General features: G+C 68.3%; 15 protein-coding genes. 9 read left to right on the plus strand and 6 right to left on the minus strand.

Annotated elements, in window-relative coordinates:
- The first annotated feature begins 218 nt into the window (after nucleotides 1-218).
- From ACIQ1T_RS08240 to ACIQ1T_RS08255, 4 genes are all read left to right on the plus strand, one after another.
- Entirely contained in the window at nucleotides 219-1100 is an 882-nt protein-coding gene (locus ACIQ1T_RS08240) for a hypothetical protein (RefSeq protein WP_395944052.1), read from the plus strand.
- Between the two features lie 282 nt (nucleotides 1101-1382).
- Nucleotides 1383-3218, plus strand: a complete 1836-nt coding sequence (locus ACIQ1T_RS08245; RefSeq protein WP_395944053.1) for a DUF885 domain-containing protein — start codon at nucleotides 1383-1385, stop codon at nucleotides 3216-3218.
- Nucleotides 3219-3286: 68 nt separating this feature from the next.
- Nucleotides 3287-4042 (plus strand): FRG domain-containing protein, encoded by a 756-nt coding sequence (locus ACIQ1T_RS08250; protein WP_395944054.1) that lies wholly within the window; start codon nucleotides 3287-3289, stop codon nucleotides 4040-4042.
- Between the two features lies 1 nt (nucleotide 4043).
- The gene (locus ACIQ1T_RS08255) at nucleotides 4044-4424 is read left to right on the plus strand and encodes a hypothetical protein (RefSeq protein WP_395944055.1); all 381 of its coding nucleotides are present in this window, start codon (nucleotides 4044-4046) and stop codon (nucleotides 4422-4424) included.
- Between the two features lies 1 nt (nucleotide 4425).
- Here the strand turns inward: ACIQ1T_RS08255 and ACIQ1T_RS08260 are convergent, their stop codons facing one another.
- The 3 genes from ACIQ1T_RS08260 to ACIQ1T_RS08270 are packed head-to-tail and all read right to left on the minus strand — an operon-like array spanning nucleotide 4426 to nucleotide 5915.
- Nucleotides 4426-5568 (minus strand): DUF1176 domain-containing protein, encoded by a 1143-nt coding sequence (locus ACIQ1T_RS08260; protein WP_395944056.1) that lies wholly within the window; start codon nucleotides 5566-5568, stop codon nucleotides 4426-4428.
- A gap of 9 nt (nucleotides 5569-5577) precedes the next feature.
- Nucleotides 5578-5790 (minus strand): DUF2945 domain-containing protein, encoded by a 213-nt coding sequence (locus tag ACIQ1T_RS08265; protein ID WP_395944057.1) that lies wholly within the window; start codon nucleotides 5788-5790, stop codon nucleotides 5578-5580.
- A complete protein-coding gene (locus ACIQ1T_RS08270; protein WP_395944058.1) occupies nucleotides 5787-5915 on the minus strand; it encodes a hypothetical protein in 129 nt (42 codons plus the stop codon). Before ACIQ1T_RS08270 ends, ACIQ1T_RS08265 begins: the two co-directional genes overlap by 4 nt.
- A gap of 180 nt (nucleotides 5916-6095) precedes the next feature.
- On the opposite strand from ACIQ1T_RS08270, the gene ACIQ1T_RS08275 reads away from it, so the two are divergent.
- The 3 genes from ACIQ1T_RS08275 to ACIQ1T_RS08285 all read left to right on the plus strand — a co-directional run bounded on the left by ACIQ1T_RS08275 (nucleotide 6096) and on the right by ACIQ1T_RS08285 (nucleotide 8708).
- Nucleotides 6096-7316, plus strand: a complete 1221-nt coding sequence (locus ACIQ1T_RS08275; RefSeq protein ID WP_395944059.1) for an NADP-dependent isocitrate dehydrogenase — start codon at nucleotides 6096-6098, stop codon at nucleotides 7314-7316.
- A gap of 221 nt (nucleotides 7317-7537) precedes the next feature.
- A complete protein-coding gene (locus tag ACIQ1T_RS08280) occupies nucleotides 7538-8110 on the plus strand; it encodes a DUF2939 domain-containing protein (RefSeq protein WP_395944060.1) in 573 nt (190 codons plus the stop codon).
- A gap of 46 nt (nucleotides 8111-8156) precedes the next feature.
- Nucleotides 8157-8708, plus strand: a complete 552-nt coding sequence (locus ACIQ1T_RS08285; protein ID WP_395944061.1) for a DUF2939 domain-containing protein — start codon at nucleotides 8157-8159, stop codon at nucleotides 8706-8708.
- A 242-nt stretch (nucleotides 8709-8950) separates the two neighbouring features.
- Here ACIQ1T_RS08285 and alaS read toward each other — a convergent pair whose 3' ends face one another.
- The 3 genes from alaS to ACIQ1T_RS08300 form a co-directional block, all read right to left on the minus strand.
- Complete coding sequence (gene alaS, locus ACIQ1T_RS08290; protein WP_395944062.1) at nucleotides 8951-11599, minus strand: alanine--tRNA ligase; 2649 nt, start codon at nucleotides 11597-11599, stop codon at nucleotides 8951-8953.
- A gap of 240 nt (nucleotides 11600-11839) precedes the next feature.
- Nucleotides 11840-12700, minus strand: coding sequence for a pirin family protein (locus ACIQ1T_RS08295; RefSeq protein WP_395944063.1), 861 nt, complete (start codon nucleotides 12698-12700; stop codon nucleotides 11840-11842).
- Nucleotides 12701-12732: 32 nt separating this feature from the next.
- Nucleotides 12733-13326, minus strand: coding sequence for a hypothetical protein (locus tag ACIQ1T_RS08300; RefSeq protein WP_395944064.1), 594 nt, complete (start codon nucleotides 13324-13326; stop codon nucleotides 12733-12735).
- A gap of 206 nt (nucleotides 13327-13532) precedes the next feature.
- Here ACIQ1T_RS08300 and sdhC point away from each other — a divergent pair, with 206 nt between their 5' ends.
- Nucleotides 13533-13997: a succinate dehydrogenase, cytochrome b556 subunit gene (gene sdhC, locus ACIQ1T_RS08305; protein WP_395944065.1), complete on the plus strand. Its 465-nt coding sequence runs from the start codon at nucleotides 13533-13535 to the stop codon at nucleotides 13995-13997.
- Entirely contained in the window at nucleotides 13994-14398 is a 405-nt protein-coding gene (gene sdhD / locus ACIQ1T_RS08310; RefSeq protein WP_395944066.1) for a succinate dehydrogenase, hydrophobic membrane anchor protein, read from the plus strand. Before sdhC ends, sdhD begins: the two co-directional genes overlap by 4 nt.
- Nucleotide 14399: the final 1 nt, after the last annotated feature.

A 14399-nucleotide genomic window follows, 5' to 3' on the forward strand; every position in this document is an offset into this window, starting at 1 on the left:
TTTTTTTTTTTTTTGGTGGGGGGGGGGGGGGGGCCGGGGGGGCGGGGGCGCCCCCCCCCCCCGACGCCCCACCGCCGCCGGCGCAACATTCCCCGCCCCTCCGATCATTGAAATCCCTCGCCTTTCGAGAAATTTCAGACAATCGGCGCCCCACCCCTTGCCGCCCCCGCATACTGTCGCCGCCTCGCGCACGGGGCGGATCGGCGTCGGAGGGGCGCATGGACGAGGACAGGACGAAACGGCCCGGCTACGGGTCATACGGCGAATGGGAGTGGGACGACGACCACCCCCTGGTCGCCCCCCACAGCCTGACCAACGCCGACGTCGGCGATCCGCCGCAACCCGGCGACGACCGCCCCCTCTATGACGGCCGCCCCGTCCGCGACCCCTACGCCCGGCGCGGCGGCTATCGTCATGTCCCGGACGAGGTCTGGGCGCAGGCGGGCCAAGCCTATCTGAACGGAGACTCGGCCGAGACGGTCTGCGACCGCCACGGTCTGGCCCTGTCCACCTTCCGCCAGCGCGCCCGCGCCCAGGGCTGGCGGCGCCGGGATCAGGACTGGGTCGATCCTGAACCCGTCGATCTGGCCGCCGAGGTCGAGGCCGGCCTGCCCGACTACGCCGACATCGCCCGCCACGCCCTGGTGCGGCTGAACCGCGCCGTCCTGGCCGGCCGCGCCGTCGAGGCCGCTCGCTGGATGCGGATCCACCGCCAGATGCTGGCCTTCGCCCAGCAAGACCCAAGGGCCGATCATCCCCCCTCGGGGGAGGTGGCGGCGCAGCCGACGGAGGGGGCTCTCCCCACCCCACGATCCCCCAAGCCCCAACCTGCTCCCAGGCCGGCCGATCCGCTGGACCTCGCCATGACCCAGGCCCGCCTGGCCGAGACCCTGGCCCGTTCGGCCGGCAGCCTGCTGACCCTGGGCGAGCCCGGCCGTCGCCTGATCGACAAGGGGATGGAGGCCCTGGCCTTCATGTCCGCCCCGTCGCCCTCGAATTCGGCGATTTCGGACGATTCAGACGGTTCGGACTCTGTTTTTCCGAACGGCGCTGATCAGCCGGAGGCGACGCCGCCCGAACCCGGCCAGGCCCCGCCCTGATCCCCTTTCACAACGTCCCGCCTCCCGCCCCATAGACGCTGCGCTCGCCAAAACCCTCTCCCGCCTGCGGGGGAGGCGGCCCGGCGTTCGCGCAGCGAACCAGGGTCGGAGGGGGTGGCGTCGCCAGGTCGCGAAACGCCCCCCATCGTCAGGCGTCTCGCTACGCGCCACGGCCTGCGGCTTCCCCCGCAGGCGGGGGAAGGTCGTTTCCCTTTTCCCGATTTCACTTGCGGCCAGCGGCTCGCGGCGCTCCATTGGCGCCACGCAATTCAGGGGCCTGCCATGATCGACCGTCGTCGCCTTCTTCTGTCCGCCGCCGCCGGCGCGGGTCTCGCCGCCGCCGGCGGCCCCGCCTTCGCCCGGCCCGCCCAGGCCGGCGACGCGGCCGCCGCCAAGGTGGCGCTGAAGACCTATATGGACCAGGCCTTCGAGAAGACCCTGGACCTGGCCCCCGAGGCCGTCACCGCCTTCGGCCTGGACAACGGCCCGCGCGCCGCCGCCAAGTCGCAGCTGACCGTCCCGACCCTGGAGAACGAGGAGACGTTCCGCGCCTTCACCAAGGCCCAGCGCACGGCGCTCAGCGCCCTGGACCGGGCCTCGATGGATGAGCAGGACGGCATCTATTACGACACCATCGCCGACAATCTGGACGCCACCATCGCCACCTTCGCCATCCCCTATGGCCAGGGCGGATGGCCCAACCCCTACCGGGTCAGCCAGCAGGGCGGCGCCTATCAGTCGACCCCCGACTTCCTGGCCAACCAGCACACCATCGAGACGGCCGCCGACGCCGACGCCTATGTGGCCCGCGTCGCCGCCTTCGCCGACGTCCTGAGCGCCGAGACGGACCGGCTGCGCGAGGACTACGCCCTGGGCGTCATCCCGCCGGACTTCATCCTGGCCAAGGCCATCCGCCAGCAGGAGGGTATTCTCGGCACGGCCGCCGCCGCCTCGCCCCTGGTCGCCTCGGTCGTCGACCGCACCGGCGCCAAGGGCCTGACCGGCGACTGGGGCGCCCGGGTCGAGACCCTGCTGAGCCAGAAGGTCTATCCCGCCCTGTCGGCCCAGAACGAACTGCTGAAGGCCGCCCTGCCCCGCGCCGGGCACGAGGCCTCGATCCGCCGCCTGCCCCAGGGCCAGCAGTATTACGCCAACAGCCTGCGCTACATCACCACCACCCGTCTGACCGCCGACGAGATCCACCGCACCGGCCGCGACCAGATGGCCGAACTGACCGCCCGCGCCGACGTCCTGCTGAAGGCGCAGGGCCTGACGCAAGGCACGGTCGCCGAGCGGATCCGCGCCCTGGGTCAGGATCCGAAATATGTCTACGCCAACACCGACGCCGGCAAGGCCGAGCTGATCGAGAAGCTGAACGAGCAGATGGCCGACATGCAGGCTCGCCTGCCGACCGCCTTCGGCCGCCTGCCCAAGGCCACGGTCCAGATCAAGCGCGTCCCGCCCGAGATCGAGGCCGGCGCACCCATGGGCTATTACAATTCGCCCAGCCTGGATGGGACGCGGCCCGGCATCTACTGGATCAATCTGAAGGACACGGCGGAATGGCCGTCCTGGACCCTGCCGACCCTGACCTATCACGAGGCCACGCCGGGCCACCATCTGCAGATCAGCCTGCAGCAGGAGAGCGAGGCCGCACCCAAGCTGATGAATCTGCTGGGCTTCTCCTCCTACGTCGAGGGCTGGGGCCTGTACGCCGAACAGCTGGCGGACGAGATGGGCGCCTATGAGAACGATCCGGTCGGCCAGATCGGCTATATCCAGTCGCTGATGTTCCGCGCCGCCCGTCTGGTGGTCGACACCGGCATCCACTCCAAGGGCTGGAGCCGCGAACAGGGCATCCAGTACATGATGGAGGCCTATGGCGATCAGGAGGGCGCGGCCGTGTCCGAGGTCGAACGCTATTGCGGCTGGCCGGGCCAGGCCTGCGCCTACAAGGTCGGCCACAACGAATGGGTCCGCCTGCGCGAAAAGGCCAGGACGGCCCTGGGACCGAAGTTCGACCTCAAGGGCTTCCACGACACCGCCCTGGCCACCGGCGGCGTGCCCCTGTCGGTGCTAGAGCGGATCGTCGACGGCTGGGTGGCGTCGAAGGCGTGACCGATAGGGGATAAAGGGCCGGAGATATGCGAGCGCCAACGGCTACGAGCGTCGATTCAAGTCGGCTGATGAGACGCAGAACGCGTTTGTGGAGCGAATTCCAGAAATGGATCGACCTCCACAGCGATCAACGCTGGGTATTTCGCGGACTGGGCGACCGGGATTTCACGCTTACGCCCAGCGCCGGCCGACGCAGCGACTACAGCCTGGCGGACGAGCGGACCATACTGGACATCTTCAAGAAGCGGGTCGCCGAGTTCAATGGCCCGCTTGCGCCAGACGACTGGGACGCCCTTGCCCTGGCCCAGCATCATGGCCTCCCGACACGGCTGCTGGATTGGACCACCAACCCACTGGTCGCCGCCTACTTCGCCGTCTCTTCCGCCCCCAAACCGGTCAGGATGAGACGGATGAGCAACACTGGTCGTTCGGCAGGGCCGCCCCTGTTCGCCGCACCGCCTGCCGCCTCTACGACCGCGCGTATCGTCGCCTATCGTGTTTTGCCGGGCATGGTCCTCGGCGACGAAGACAAACCCTTCGAGGTCTCAAAGGTGGGTTTTATCTCACCAAGATCCCTTACCGGTCGCATCGTAACGCAAGGCGGCGTGTTCAGCGTTCATCCGCAACCAGATGTCCCTTGGCAGGAACCGCTGTCCCGCGCCAAACACCTGTTTGACATTCCGGGCGAGGCTCGCGCCTTCTTTCAGCGCAGACTGTTCTATCTCGGCATCGAGCCACAGCGTATAATGGGCGGACTGGACGGTTTGGGCGCGCGCATCGCCTGGCAGTACCGATCCGATATCGGCCTTGGAGCGTTGCGTTGACATGACCCACGCACTGGACATCAAGTTTCTCGCCCCGCTCGAAGCTGATCGGCGCTCCCAAGTGATCGACGCCATCTCGGACCTATCTGCAGAGGACGAGGTCCTCTCAGATGCGATGGGAGATCTGAGTCTGTTGTCGAAGGCGACTGTCTTCGACGGCATCGACCCCAGCCCAGACGGCATCTTCAAGGTCGGAAAATCCGACGAAAAATCAAATACTTTCGAAGCCAACGCCACCGTCTACGTCACTCTCCAGTATGGCGGATCCAAGGACGGCGTAGCCATGAGCGACGCCTACCCGGCGTCGGTAGCCGGCCATTTCGAACAGGACCGGGTCGTCATCGACCAAGTCACGGTGAATACACGATCATTCTACGAATGATCTACCGACTGCGGCTGCGCCAGGTCATCGGCCAGTAGTCGCTGGGGACGCCGGCGCAGTCGCCCATCACGCTCTCGCCGCCCAGGGTGAAGCGGTCGCCGGTCCAGACCCAGGTCTGGCTGACGCCGCAGTCGCCTATGCCCCGCCCCTTGGCGAAGGCCGACAGGGTCCGGCTGCCGGGGTCGTACTGGCCGTTGACGGTGGAGTTGTCGGGCTGGTCCACGCCCCGCCCGGCGCCGCCGGTCCCGACCAGATCGACGGGCCGGGGGTCGCGACCGCCGGGCCCGGTCACATACCAGTTGTGGGTGACGTTATAGGCCCCCGCCCCGCAGGGCACGCCCCACAGCTCGGTGCGGGCGTCCAGCCGGGCCGAGATGACCATGTCGCCGACCGCAGGGTTCTGCGACTCCTTCAGGCAGGTCCCGACCTCGGTGCGCGAACGCAGGGCGGCGGGCACGGTCTGGCCCTGGTCGCCGAACCCGGCCTGGTTCGCCGCCGGCGCAGGCGCGACCACCGGCAGGGGCGGCGCGACGGGCACGCTCGAAGCCGGCCGGTCGCCCCGCCGGACCAGGGCCGTCGGGGTGTTCAGCCGCCCCTGTTTCTCGTCGATCCACAACAGGGCGGCGGATGCGCCGTTCAGGGAGACGATCTGGCTGGCGGCGCCGCGAATGGTCGCGGTCTTGCCCTGCAGCATGGCGTCGATCACGGCGAGGGCGTCGGTGCGGATCGCGCCGATCGGCGTCTCGGGATCGCCGCTCTGAGACGCGGGGTAGGCGCGGGCGTCGATGACCAGGGCGATCTGACCGGCCTTGCGCCCCTCGTCGGGCCAGTAGCCGAAATCGATCTCCGGCCTGGCGTCCGGGCCGGGCTGCAGCGTGACGCGGACCCAGCCCGCCCCGAACTCGGGCGCGAAGCCGAAGGCCCAGCAGGCGCCGTCATTGCCGCAGGTCACGCTCCAGTCCCGGAACCGCCGCGTCTCGCTGCGGGTCTGAAGGACCGGAGCGGCGGCGGCCGGCGCCGTCGGAGACGCCGCCGACGGCGCATGGGCCTGCCCAGGCGGAACCGCCGGCCTGTCCTTGCGGTCGCACGCCGCAAGAGCGGCCACAGCGGCCCCGATCATCAAGGCCGTAGACAGTTTGGACATGGCGGCTCCTCAGACCTTGCGCAGGGCTTCGGGTCTGTGCGCAGCCCGGGCGCCCGTCTTGTCGCTCTCGACCAGATACTCGGGCGCTTCCTTCGAGGCCGCAACCTCATGATCCTTGATAGACGTAGGCCGGGTGAGCCTGCGCACGACCCGCCCCGTGGTCGAACCCTGGCTGTGGCTCCAGCGGACCTTGTCGCCGGGCTTCAGGCTCTTGTCGGTCATCTCGTCTCGCCGTCGTTGTTCTCCGCTTCAGCGAGCAGCGGCAGCATCAGTTCCTCGTCCACCACCGTCGGCGGCTCGCCGAACCGTTCGATCCAGGCCTCAACCAGGTCGTTAGCCGTATCCATCGTCTGTATTCCCCGCGGTTACCAACCGTTAGGAAAGTCCGCCGCGTCGCCCGGGTTCAGCTTGGCCGTGGGTGACGATTTCAGGGCAGGGTTAATCCCCGCCGGGGTTTGCGCGAGCGCGCGGCCCCGCTATATCCCCGCCACGACATAACCTTCCCCAAAGCTCAGAGGCGGACACGCATGGCCAAGATCAAGGTCGAAAACCCCATCGTCGACATCGACGGCGACGAAATGACCCGCATCATCTGGCAGATGATCAAGGACAAGCTGGTCTTCCCGTTCCTGGATCTCGAGCTGGACTATTACGACCTGGGCATGGAGCACCGCGACGCCACCGACGACCAGGTGACGATCGACGCCGCCCACGCGATCCAGAAGCACGGCGTCGGCGTCAAATGCGCCACCATCACCCCGGACGAGGCCCGGGTGAAGGAATTCGGCCTGAAGAAGATGTGGAAGTCGCCGAACGGCACCATCCGCAACATCCTGGGCGGCGTGGTCTTCCGCGAGCCGATCATCTGCTCGAACGTGCCGCGCCTGGTGCCGGGCTGGACCCAGCCGATCGTCGTCGGCCGTCACGCCTTCGGCGACCAGTACAAGGCCACCGACTTCCTGATGCCCTCGGCCGGCACCCTGACCATCAAGTTCGTCGGCGACGACGGCGCGGTCATCGAGCACGAGGTCTACAAGGCCCCGGCCGCCGGCGTGGCCATGGCCATGTATAACCAGGACGAGTCGATCAAGGAGTTCGCCCACGCCTCCTTCGCCTACGGCCTGCAGCGCAACTACCCGGTCTATCTGTCGACCAAGAACACCATCCTGAAAGCCTATGACGGCCGCTTCAAGGACATCTTCCAGGAAGTCTTCGACGCCCACTACGCCGCCGAGTTCAAGGCCCGCGGCCTGACCTACGAGCACCGCCTCATCGACGACATGGTCGCCGCCGCGATGAAGTGGTCGGGCGGTTTCGTCTGGGCGTGCAAGAACTACGACGGCGACGTCCAGTCCGACGTTGTGGCCCAGGGCTTCGGCTCGCTGGGCCTGATGACCTCGGTCCTGATGACGCCGGACGGCAAGGTGCTGGAGACGGAAGCCGCCCACGGCACCGTGACCCGCCACTACCGCCAGCACCAGAAAGGCGAGGCCACCTCGACCAACTCGATCGCCTCGATCTTCGCCTGGACCCGCGGCTTCAAGCACCGCGCCAAGCTGGACGACAACGCGGCCCTGGGCGTCTTCGCCGACACCCTGGAGAAGGTGGTCGTCGACACCGTCGAGGCCGGCTTCATGACCAAGGATCTGGCGCTGCTGGTCGGCGACCAACAGGGCTGGCTGACCACCGAGGGCTTCCTCGACAAGGTCGCCGAGAACCTCAAGGCCGCCCTGCCGGAAGCCGCCTAAGCGATCCGGCCCCGCCGCTGTCGCTGCAAGGGGACGCCCGTCGTCCTCAAGCAGCGCGAAGCGCGGTAGGACCAAAAGACGTCCTCAAGCAGCGCGAAGCGCGGTAGGACCAAGCAAGAGACCAGCCCCGCCGGATCGCTCCGGCGGGGCTTTTCGTTGCGCCCCCTGCCCCTTCGTGCATGATCGGCGGCGAACGCCTTGGGGGGCGTAAGGGGATCGTCGTGAAACGACTGTTCGGAAATCTGCTGGTCGCGGCCTTTGTGCTCGCGGTCCTGGCCTTCTTCGCCGCGCCGGCGGTGGGCTTCTTCGCCATTCGCTCGGCGGCCGAGGCCAGCGACGTGCAGGGACTGACGCGGCTGGTCGACTTCGCCGCCGTGCGCCAGTCGCTGCGACCCCAGTTGCTCGGCCGCCCCCAGGCCTCGGCGCCTGCGCCTTCCTTCCTTGAGGATCCGATCGGCGCTTTCCGCCGCCAGCTGGAGCAGAACCCCATCATCGGCGCGCCCGATGTGGACGCCTATCTGACCCCGGCGGCCCTGGCGGCCCTGACGCGGGGCGACGGCCGCTACGCCAGCCAGTGGTCCGCGACCGCAAGCCATCCCAGCGACGTCGACAAGCCCTGGCCCAAGCCGGTCTTCTGGGGCGTGAACCGGGCGCGGCTGGCGGTCGAGGACCAGGGCGGATCGCGCACCGTCTTCACCTTCGAGCGGCGCGGTCCGTTCGAATGGAAGCTGGTCCACATCGGCCTGCCCGACGGCGCCGCCCCCGCCGTGGCCGCGCCAGCGAAGACCAAATGATCGGAAACGTCGCGGCCGCTGCGGCGTTGGCCTTTCAGGAGCAAGCATGAAGAAGATCGCCATCGGACTGGCCGCGGCCATTATGGGCCTGGCGCTGGTCGCCTGTTTCGTCTCGCCCTTCGTGGCGGCGCAGGGGCTGATCCGCGCCGCCCGCACCGGCGATGCGGCGGGACTGGAGCGCTATGTCGACTTCCCCGCCTTCCGCACCAGTCTGAAGGCCGAACTGAACGCCCGCGCTTCTCAAGAGATCCGCGACCGGGCCAAGGGCGACACCGGTCTGGCGGCGCTCGGGATGCTGCTGGCCCCGACCCTGGTCGAGGGGGCGGTGGACGGCTTCGTCACCCCTCAGGGGGTCGCCGCAATGGTCCGTTCGGCCGAAACGCCCAAGCCCGAGAAACCCGTCCCGGCGTCGGATACGCCCGCGACGCCGAAGGATCGGCTGCACCAGTCCTGGGCCTATCGCGGGATCAACCGTTTCGCCGTCACCCTGACGCGAGAGGATCGTCCTGACGACGCCCTGGTGCTGATCATGGAGCGACGCGGGCCGCTGAGCTGGAAGCTGGCGGGGGTGGATCTGACCCCGGATCCGATGGATTGAGCCCTCGGCGAAAGATTGAAACGCCGAAGGATTGTCTGCGGAATCGTGCGCGCATGATGATGGGCGCCCACTAGTCTTCCCCCGCTGGCGGGGGAAGTGTCAGCTCGTCGAGCGCAGCGAGACGGCTGACGATGGGGGGAGTTTCTCTTCTGAAAGAAGGAAGACGTCCCCCTCCGTCGCTTGTCCGGCTACGCCGGACGCCGCGACACCTCCCCCGCAAGCGGGAGAGGGTCTGGCAGGCCTCAGCCTTTCAGCGCCTCGCGCACGGCGTTCAGACCGTCCTCGGCCTTCGAGCCGTCCGGGGCGCCGCCCTGGGCGAAGTCGGGCTTGCCGCCGGCGCCCTGGCCGCCCATGGCGATGACGGCGGCGCGGGCCAGGTCGGCGGCGTTCACTGACCCCGCCACGTCCGAGGTCACGGCGACGGTGACGGCGGCCTTGCCCTCGGTCACGCCGATCAGGGCGACGACGCCCGAACCGACCTGTTTGCGGAAGTCCTCGGCCAAGCCGCGCAGACCCTTGCCGTCCACGCCGTCCAGGACGCGGGCGATCAGCTTGACGCCGTTGATCTCTTCCGGCGCGGATGCGGCGCCCGAGCCGCCGCCCAGGGCCAGTTGCTTCTTCAGCTCGGCGACCTGTTTCTCCAACGTCTTGACCGAACCCTGCAGGGCCTCGACCCGGCCCGGCACGTCCAGGGGCTGGATCTTGAAGTCGCGGGCGAGGCCGCGCGCGACCTTGGCCTGGGCTTCCAGATACAGGCGGGCCGCCTCGCCGGTCAGGGCCTCGATGCGGCGGACGCCGGCGGCGACGCCGGTTTCCTGGATCACCTTGAACAGGCCGATGTCGCCGGTGCGGGCGACGTGGGTGCCGCCGCACAGTTCGACCGAGTAAGGCGCGTTGTCGCTGACCAGCGAACGACCCAGGGTCAGGACGCGAACCTCTTCGCCGTATTTCTCGCCGAACAGGGCGATGGCGCCGGCCTCGATGGCGTCGGCCGGGGCCATCAGCTGGGTCTCCGCCGCGACGTTCTGGCGGATCACGGCGTTGACCTCGGCCTCGATGGCGGCCAGCTCGTCCTCGGTGACCGGGGCGGAGTGGCTGAAGTCGAACCGGGCGCGTTCGGAATCGACCAGTTGGCCCTTCTGGGCCACCTGCGGGCCGAGGATGTTCTTCAGGGCCGTGTGCAGCAGGTGGGCGGCCGAGTGGTTGGCGCGGGTGGTCGTGCGCTTGTCGGCGTCGACCAGCTGGGCGACGCGGGCGCCGATCTCCAGCTTGCCGGCCGTGATCTGGGCCGACAGGACGTGCAGGTCTCCGGCGTGTTTCTTGACGTCCAGCACCTCGGCCTCGCCGCCCGGCCATTCCAGCGTGCCCTGGTCGCCGGTCTGGCCGCCGCTCTCGGCGTAGAAGGGGGTGGTGTCGAACAGAATCTCGACGATGTCGCCGGCCTCGGCCGCCTCGACCGGGGCGCCGCCGTTCATGAGGACCAGGACCTCGCCCGAGCCCTCGATATTGTCGTAGCCGGTGAAGACGGTCGGGCCCATCCGGTCGCGCACGGCCAGCCATTCGCCGGCGTTGGCGGTCTGGCCCGAGCCCTTCCAGTTCTCGCGCGAACGCTGGCGCTGTTCGGCCATGGCTTCCTGGAAGCCGTCGACATTGACCGAGAAGCCGCGACGACGGGCCTCGTCCTGGGTCAGGTCCAGCGGGAAGCCGTAGGTGTCGGACAGGGTGAAGGCCGTCTGGCCGTCCAGCATGTCGCCGGGCTTGAAGCCCTGAACCGCCGTGTCGAACAGGGTCATGCCCCGGCCGAGGGTGGTGCGGAAGCGGATCTCTTCCTGCTTCAGCGTATCCTCGATGAAGGGCTGGGCGCGGGCCAGTTCGGGATAGGCGTCGCCCATCTGGGCCACCAGGGTCGGGACCAGACGGTGCATCAGCGGATCGGACGCGCCCAGCAGGTGAGCATGGCGCATGGCGCGACGCATGATGCGGCGCAGGACATAGCCCCGGCCCTCGTTCGACGGGGTGACGCCGTCGGCGATCAGGAAGGAGGACGAGCGCAGGTGGTCGGCGATGACCCGGTGGCTGGCGGCTTGGTCACCTTCGGACCTGGTCGAGGTGGCGTCTTCGGAAGCGGCGATCAGGGTCTTGAACAGGTCGGTCTCGAAGACGGAATGCACGCCCTGCAGGACGGTGGTCATCCGCTCCAGACCCATGCCGGTGTCGACGCTGGGCTTGGGAAGACTGCGAACGATCTGGTCGTTCTCCTTCTCGAACTGCATGAAGACGTTGTTCCAGATCTCGACGTAGCGGTCGCCGTCCTCGTCTGGCGAGCCGGGAGGGCCGCCGGCGATCTTGTCGCCGTGGTCCCAGAAGATCTCGGTGCAGGGGCCGCAGGGACCGCTGTCGCCCATGGCCCAGAAGTTGTCGGCGCCGGCGATGCGGATGATCTTGTCGTCGCCGAAGCCGGTGACCTTCTTCCAGATCGCGGCGGCCTCGTCGTCGTCGATATAGACGGTGACCAGCAGGCGTTTGGCGTCCAGGCCGAACTCCTGCGTGACCAGTTTCCACGCCCGGTCGATGGCGTGTTCCTTGAAATAGTCGCCGAAGGAGAAGTTCCCCAGCATCTCGAAGAAGGTCAGGTGGCGGGCGGTGTAGCCGACATTGTCGAGGTCGTTGTGCTTGCCGCCGGCGCGGACGCATTTCTGCGAGGAGGTGGCGCGCGGATAGGGCGGCTTGGACGCGCCGGTGAAATAGTCCTTGAACGGCACCATGCCCGCATTGACGAACAGCAGGGACGGATCGTTCTGCGGCACCAGCGGCGCCGAGTGCACCTTCTCGTGACCGTCGGCCGCGAAGAAGTCGAGGTAGGTGGCGCGGATCTCGTTCAGGCTGGGCATTTGGGCGTGTCTTCGGCTCGGCGGTCGCAAGGAACCGGCGTCATATAGGGTTTTGTCGGGGAACGCATCACCCGGGCGGGGCACGGTGTTCCCACCTCATTCCGTAATCCTGGGCCTTGTGCCCAGGATCCAGACTCCCGGTGTCGATTGTCAGGCGCGTCCTCGAAAACGTCTCCCGGCGAACACCGGCAGTCCGGATCCTCGGGACAAGCCCGAGGATGACGAGGAATAGAGTGAGGATCACACCCTCGGCGGCGGGCCGAACTTGCCGGACTGATAGTCCTGGATCGCCTGAATGATCTCGTCGCGGGTGTTCATGACGAAGGGGCCGTGGCTGAAGACCGGCTCGCCGATCGGTTCGGCGTGGCCCAGAAGGACGACGGCGTCCGTCTCCGCCGTGATCTCGACCGCGCCGCCGTCGGACAGGGCCGCCAGATGCCATTCCGGCACGGCGGTCCCGGCGACCGAGACCCGGCCCTTGATCCCGTAGAAGAAGACGTTGCGGCCGGGCGCGACCGGAACCTCGAACCGGGCGCCGGCGGGCAGGCGGACGACGGCCAGATGGATGTCGATCAGCGACTGGATCGGCGCCTTCACCCCCAGCCATTCGCCGGAGACCGGCTCGACCGTGACCCCGGCCTCGGTGGTGAAGGTCGGGATGTCCGGCGCCTGCAGGCCCACATAGTCCGGCTTGGTCATCTTCAGCCGCGACGGCAGGTTCACCCACAGCTGCAGGATCTCCATCGGCCCGCCGTCGCGCTTGAAGGCGGCGGGGGACAGTTCGGCGTGGATGAGGCCGGAGCCGGCGGTCATCCACTGGATGCCGCCCGCCTTGATGATGCTCTCGCCGCCGCCGGAATCATTATGGGCCAGTTCGCCGTCGAGGATGAAGGTGACGGTCTCGAAGCCCCGGTGCGGGTGGGGGCCGAACGGCAGGCCGCTGTTGCCCGGCGCATAGGTCTGGGGCCCGTGGTGGTTCAGGAACAGGAAGGGATCGACCTGGTCCAGGCCCGGACCGGGCACGGGACGGCGCGTGACCAGATCGCCGATGTCGTCGCGATGGGCGGGATGCAGACGGAGGACGGAACGGGGCGTTGTCATTCGTCACATATAGGGTGGCGGATCGGCGCTGGCTATCCGGCGCGGGAGACGACGACCGGGCGGCTGACCCCGTCCTCGACCAGGTCGCCGCGCCAGCCCTTGTCGGCCGGGTGGAGCCGCAGCTCGCCGTCGGCCAGGGGCACGACCCGAAGGTCGCCACGCGACCGGACCGGGCCGGCGATGCCGCCGTGCGGCGTCTCGGCCGCGGCGTCGAGCCGGCGCCAGGCGCCCTCGACCATCCGGTTCTCGCCGCGATCGGTCAGGGCCAGGGACAGGAGCGGCGCCCCGTCGGCGCCGACCACGTGCCAGCGACCGTCCAGCGGGCCGGAGCGGCTGTCGGCGTTGATCTCGGCCTGGGCCACGCCCTGGTCGTAGGCGACCTCGCCGTCGGTCGGGCTGATCTCATAGTCGCCGGCATAGGCCTCGACCGCGACGGGCCGCGTCAGGGGCGCGCGGTGCAGGTCGACGTCCGTATCCCCCTCGGCCCGCTCTCGACCAAAGTCGGAGGGCGGTTCGAACGGCCGCACCACAGGCGCCTGATAGGTTTCGGGCGTGGCGTCCTGCAGACCGGCGGTCTGAATGGTCGGATCGGAACTCAGGGCGGTGACTAAGGCAAGCCAGAACATGGGCTTACCCTGCCAAATTCCGCATTGCGGCGCCTAGCCCCCAATGGGCCTGCGCGGGAATGTGATCGGGCCGTGATGGAACCCGTCAGAAGGGACACACCCCACCGATGTTCGCCGCCGTGCGTTGACACCGCCGCCTTGGGGTCACAAAAGCCTTCGCAACCGCACACGGCGATTGAATTCATTCGCTTTTGAGAACGATTCGCATGACTCAACCCAGCCCGACCCCGGGGGGTGCTTCCAGCGACCGGACCGGTCGTTACGTCACCCAACCGAACGGTCACGTCACTCCCGTTTCCCCGTTCACCGACGTCTGGCGCTGGCACGTCACCATGGCGGCCTCGATCCTGTTCCGGGCCACCATCATCGCCGCCACCGTCGGCGCCGTCATCCTGACGGTCTGGCTGGGCGCCCTGGCCTTCGGTCCCGACCACTACGCCTGCCTGCTGGACCTGGCTGGGTCGCCGATCGGCCTGATCGTCTTCTTCGGCCTGACGGTCGTGCTCTTCTCCTTCGTGCTGAACGGCGCCCGCCACCTGATCAACGACACGGGACGCGGCCTGACGCTGAAGTCGGCCAATCTGCTGTCGAACATCGCGGTCTGGGGCCCGGTCCCGCTGGCGGTCGTCTTCTGGATCATTCTGTTCGCTGCCGGGAGGGTCTCGCTGTGAGCGGCGCCGCCAAGTTCAAGAACAACGTCAAGATCTCCGAGCGCCACGGCGCCGGCGAGTGGAAGATCGAGCGGCTGCTGCAGCTGGCCCTGATCCCGCTGTTCGTCTGGGTCGCCTCGAGCGGCTTCACCCTGGCGGGCGCCGACTACGACGTCGTGCTGCAATGGTTCGCCAATCCGCTGAACGCCGGCCTGGCCGGGATCACGGCGGTCGTCTTCTTCGGCTTCGCCAGCCTGGCCTGGAAGGTCATCCTCGAGGACTATGTCCCCCAGGTCGGCGTGCGCAACGCCCTGCTGCTGGTGGCGAACCTGGTCTTCCTCGTGCTGGCGGCCGCCAGCGTCTTCTTCATCGTGCGGCTGGCGCTGGGTTCCGCGCCTCTGCCGGCCGGCTTCGGAGCCTGAT

Source organism: Brevundimonas sp., assembly GCF_044336875.1.
Lineage (GTDB): Bacteria > Pseudomonadota > Alphaproteobacteria > Caulobacterales > Caulobacteraceae > Brevundimonas.

Bases quoted from the DNA above. Each gene is read 5' to 3' on its own strand.
- ACIQ1T_RS08240 (WP_395944052.1), top strand. From the start codon at position 219: ATGGACGAGGACAGGACGAAACGGCCCGGCTACGGGTCATACGGCGAA.
- ACIQ1T_RS08245 (WP_395944053.1), top strand. From the start codon at position 1,383: ATGATCGACCGTCGTCGCCTTCTTCTGTCCGCCGCCGCCGGCGCGGGT.
- ACIQ1T_RS08250 (WP_395944054.1), top strand. From the start codon at position 3,287: ATGAGACGCAGAACGCGTTTGTGGAGCGAATTCCAGAAATGGATCGAC.
- ACIQ1T_RS08255 (WP_395944055.1), top strand. From the start codon at position 4,044: ATGACCCACGCACTGGACATCAAGTTTCTCGCCCCGCTCGAAGCTGAT.
- ACIQ1T_RS08260 (WP_395944056.1), bottom strand. From the start codon at position 5,568: ATGTCCAAACTGTCTACGGCCTTGATGATCGGGGCCGCTGTGGCCGCT.
- ACIQ1T_RS08265 (WP_395944057.1), bottom strand. From the start codon at position 5,790: ATGACCGACAAGAGCCTGAAGCCCGGCGACAAGGTCCGCTGGAGCCAC.
- ACIQ1T_RS08270 (WP_395944058.1), bottom strand. From the start codon at position 5,915: ATGGATACGGCTAACGACCTGGTTGAGGCCTGGATCGAACGGTTCGGC.
- ACIQ1T_RS08275 (WP_395944059.1), top strand. From the start codon at position 6,096: ATGGCCAAGATCAAGGTCGAAAACCCCATCGTCGACATCGACGGCGAC.
- ACIQ1T_RS08285 (WP_395944061.1), top strand. From the start codon at position 8,157: ATGAAGAAGATCGCCATCGGACTGGCCGCGGCCATTATGGGCCTGGCG.
- alaS (WP_395944062.1), bottom strand. From the start codon at position 11,599: ATGCCCAGCCTGAACGAGATCCGCGCCACCTACCTCGACTTCTTCGCG.
- ACIQ1T_RS08295 (WP_395944063.1), bottom strand. From the start codon at position 12,700: ATGACAACGCCCCGTTCCGTCCTCCGTCTGCATCCCGCCCATCGCGAC.
- ACIQ1T_RS08300 (WP_395944064.1), bottom strand. From the start codon at position 13,326: ATGTTCTGGCTTGCCTTAGTCACCGCCCTGAGTTCCGATCCGACCATT.
- sdhC (WP_395944065.1), top strand. From the start codon at position 13,533: ATGACTCAACCCAGCCCGACCCCGGGGGGTGCTTCCAGCGACCGGACC.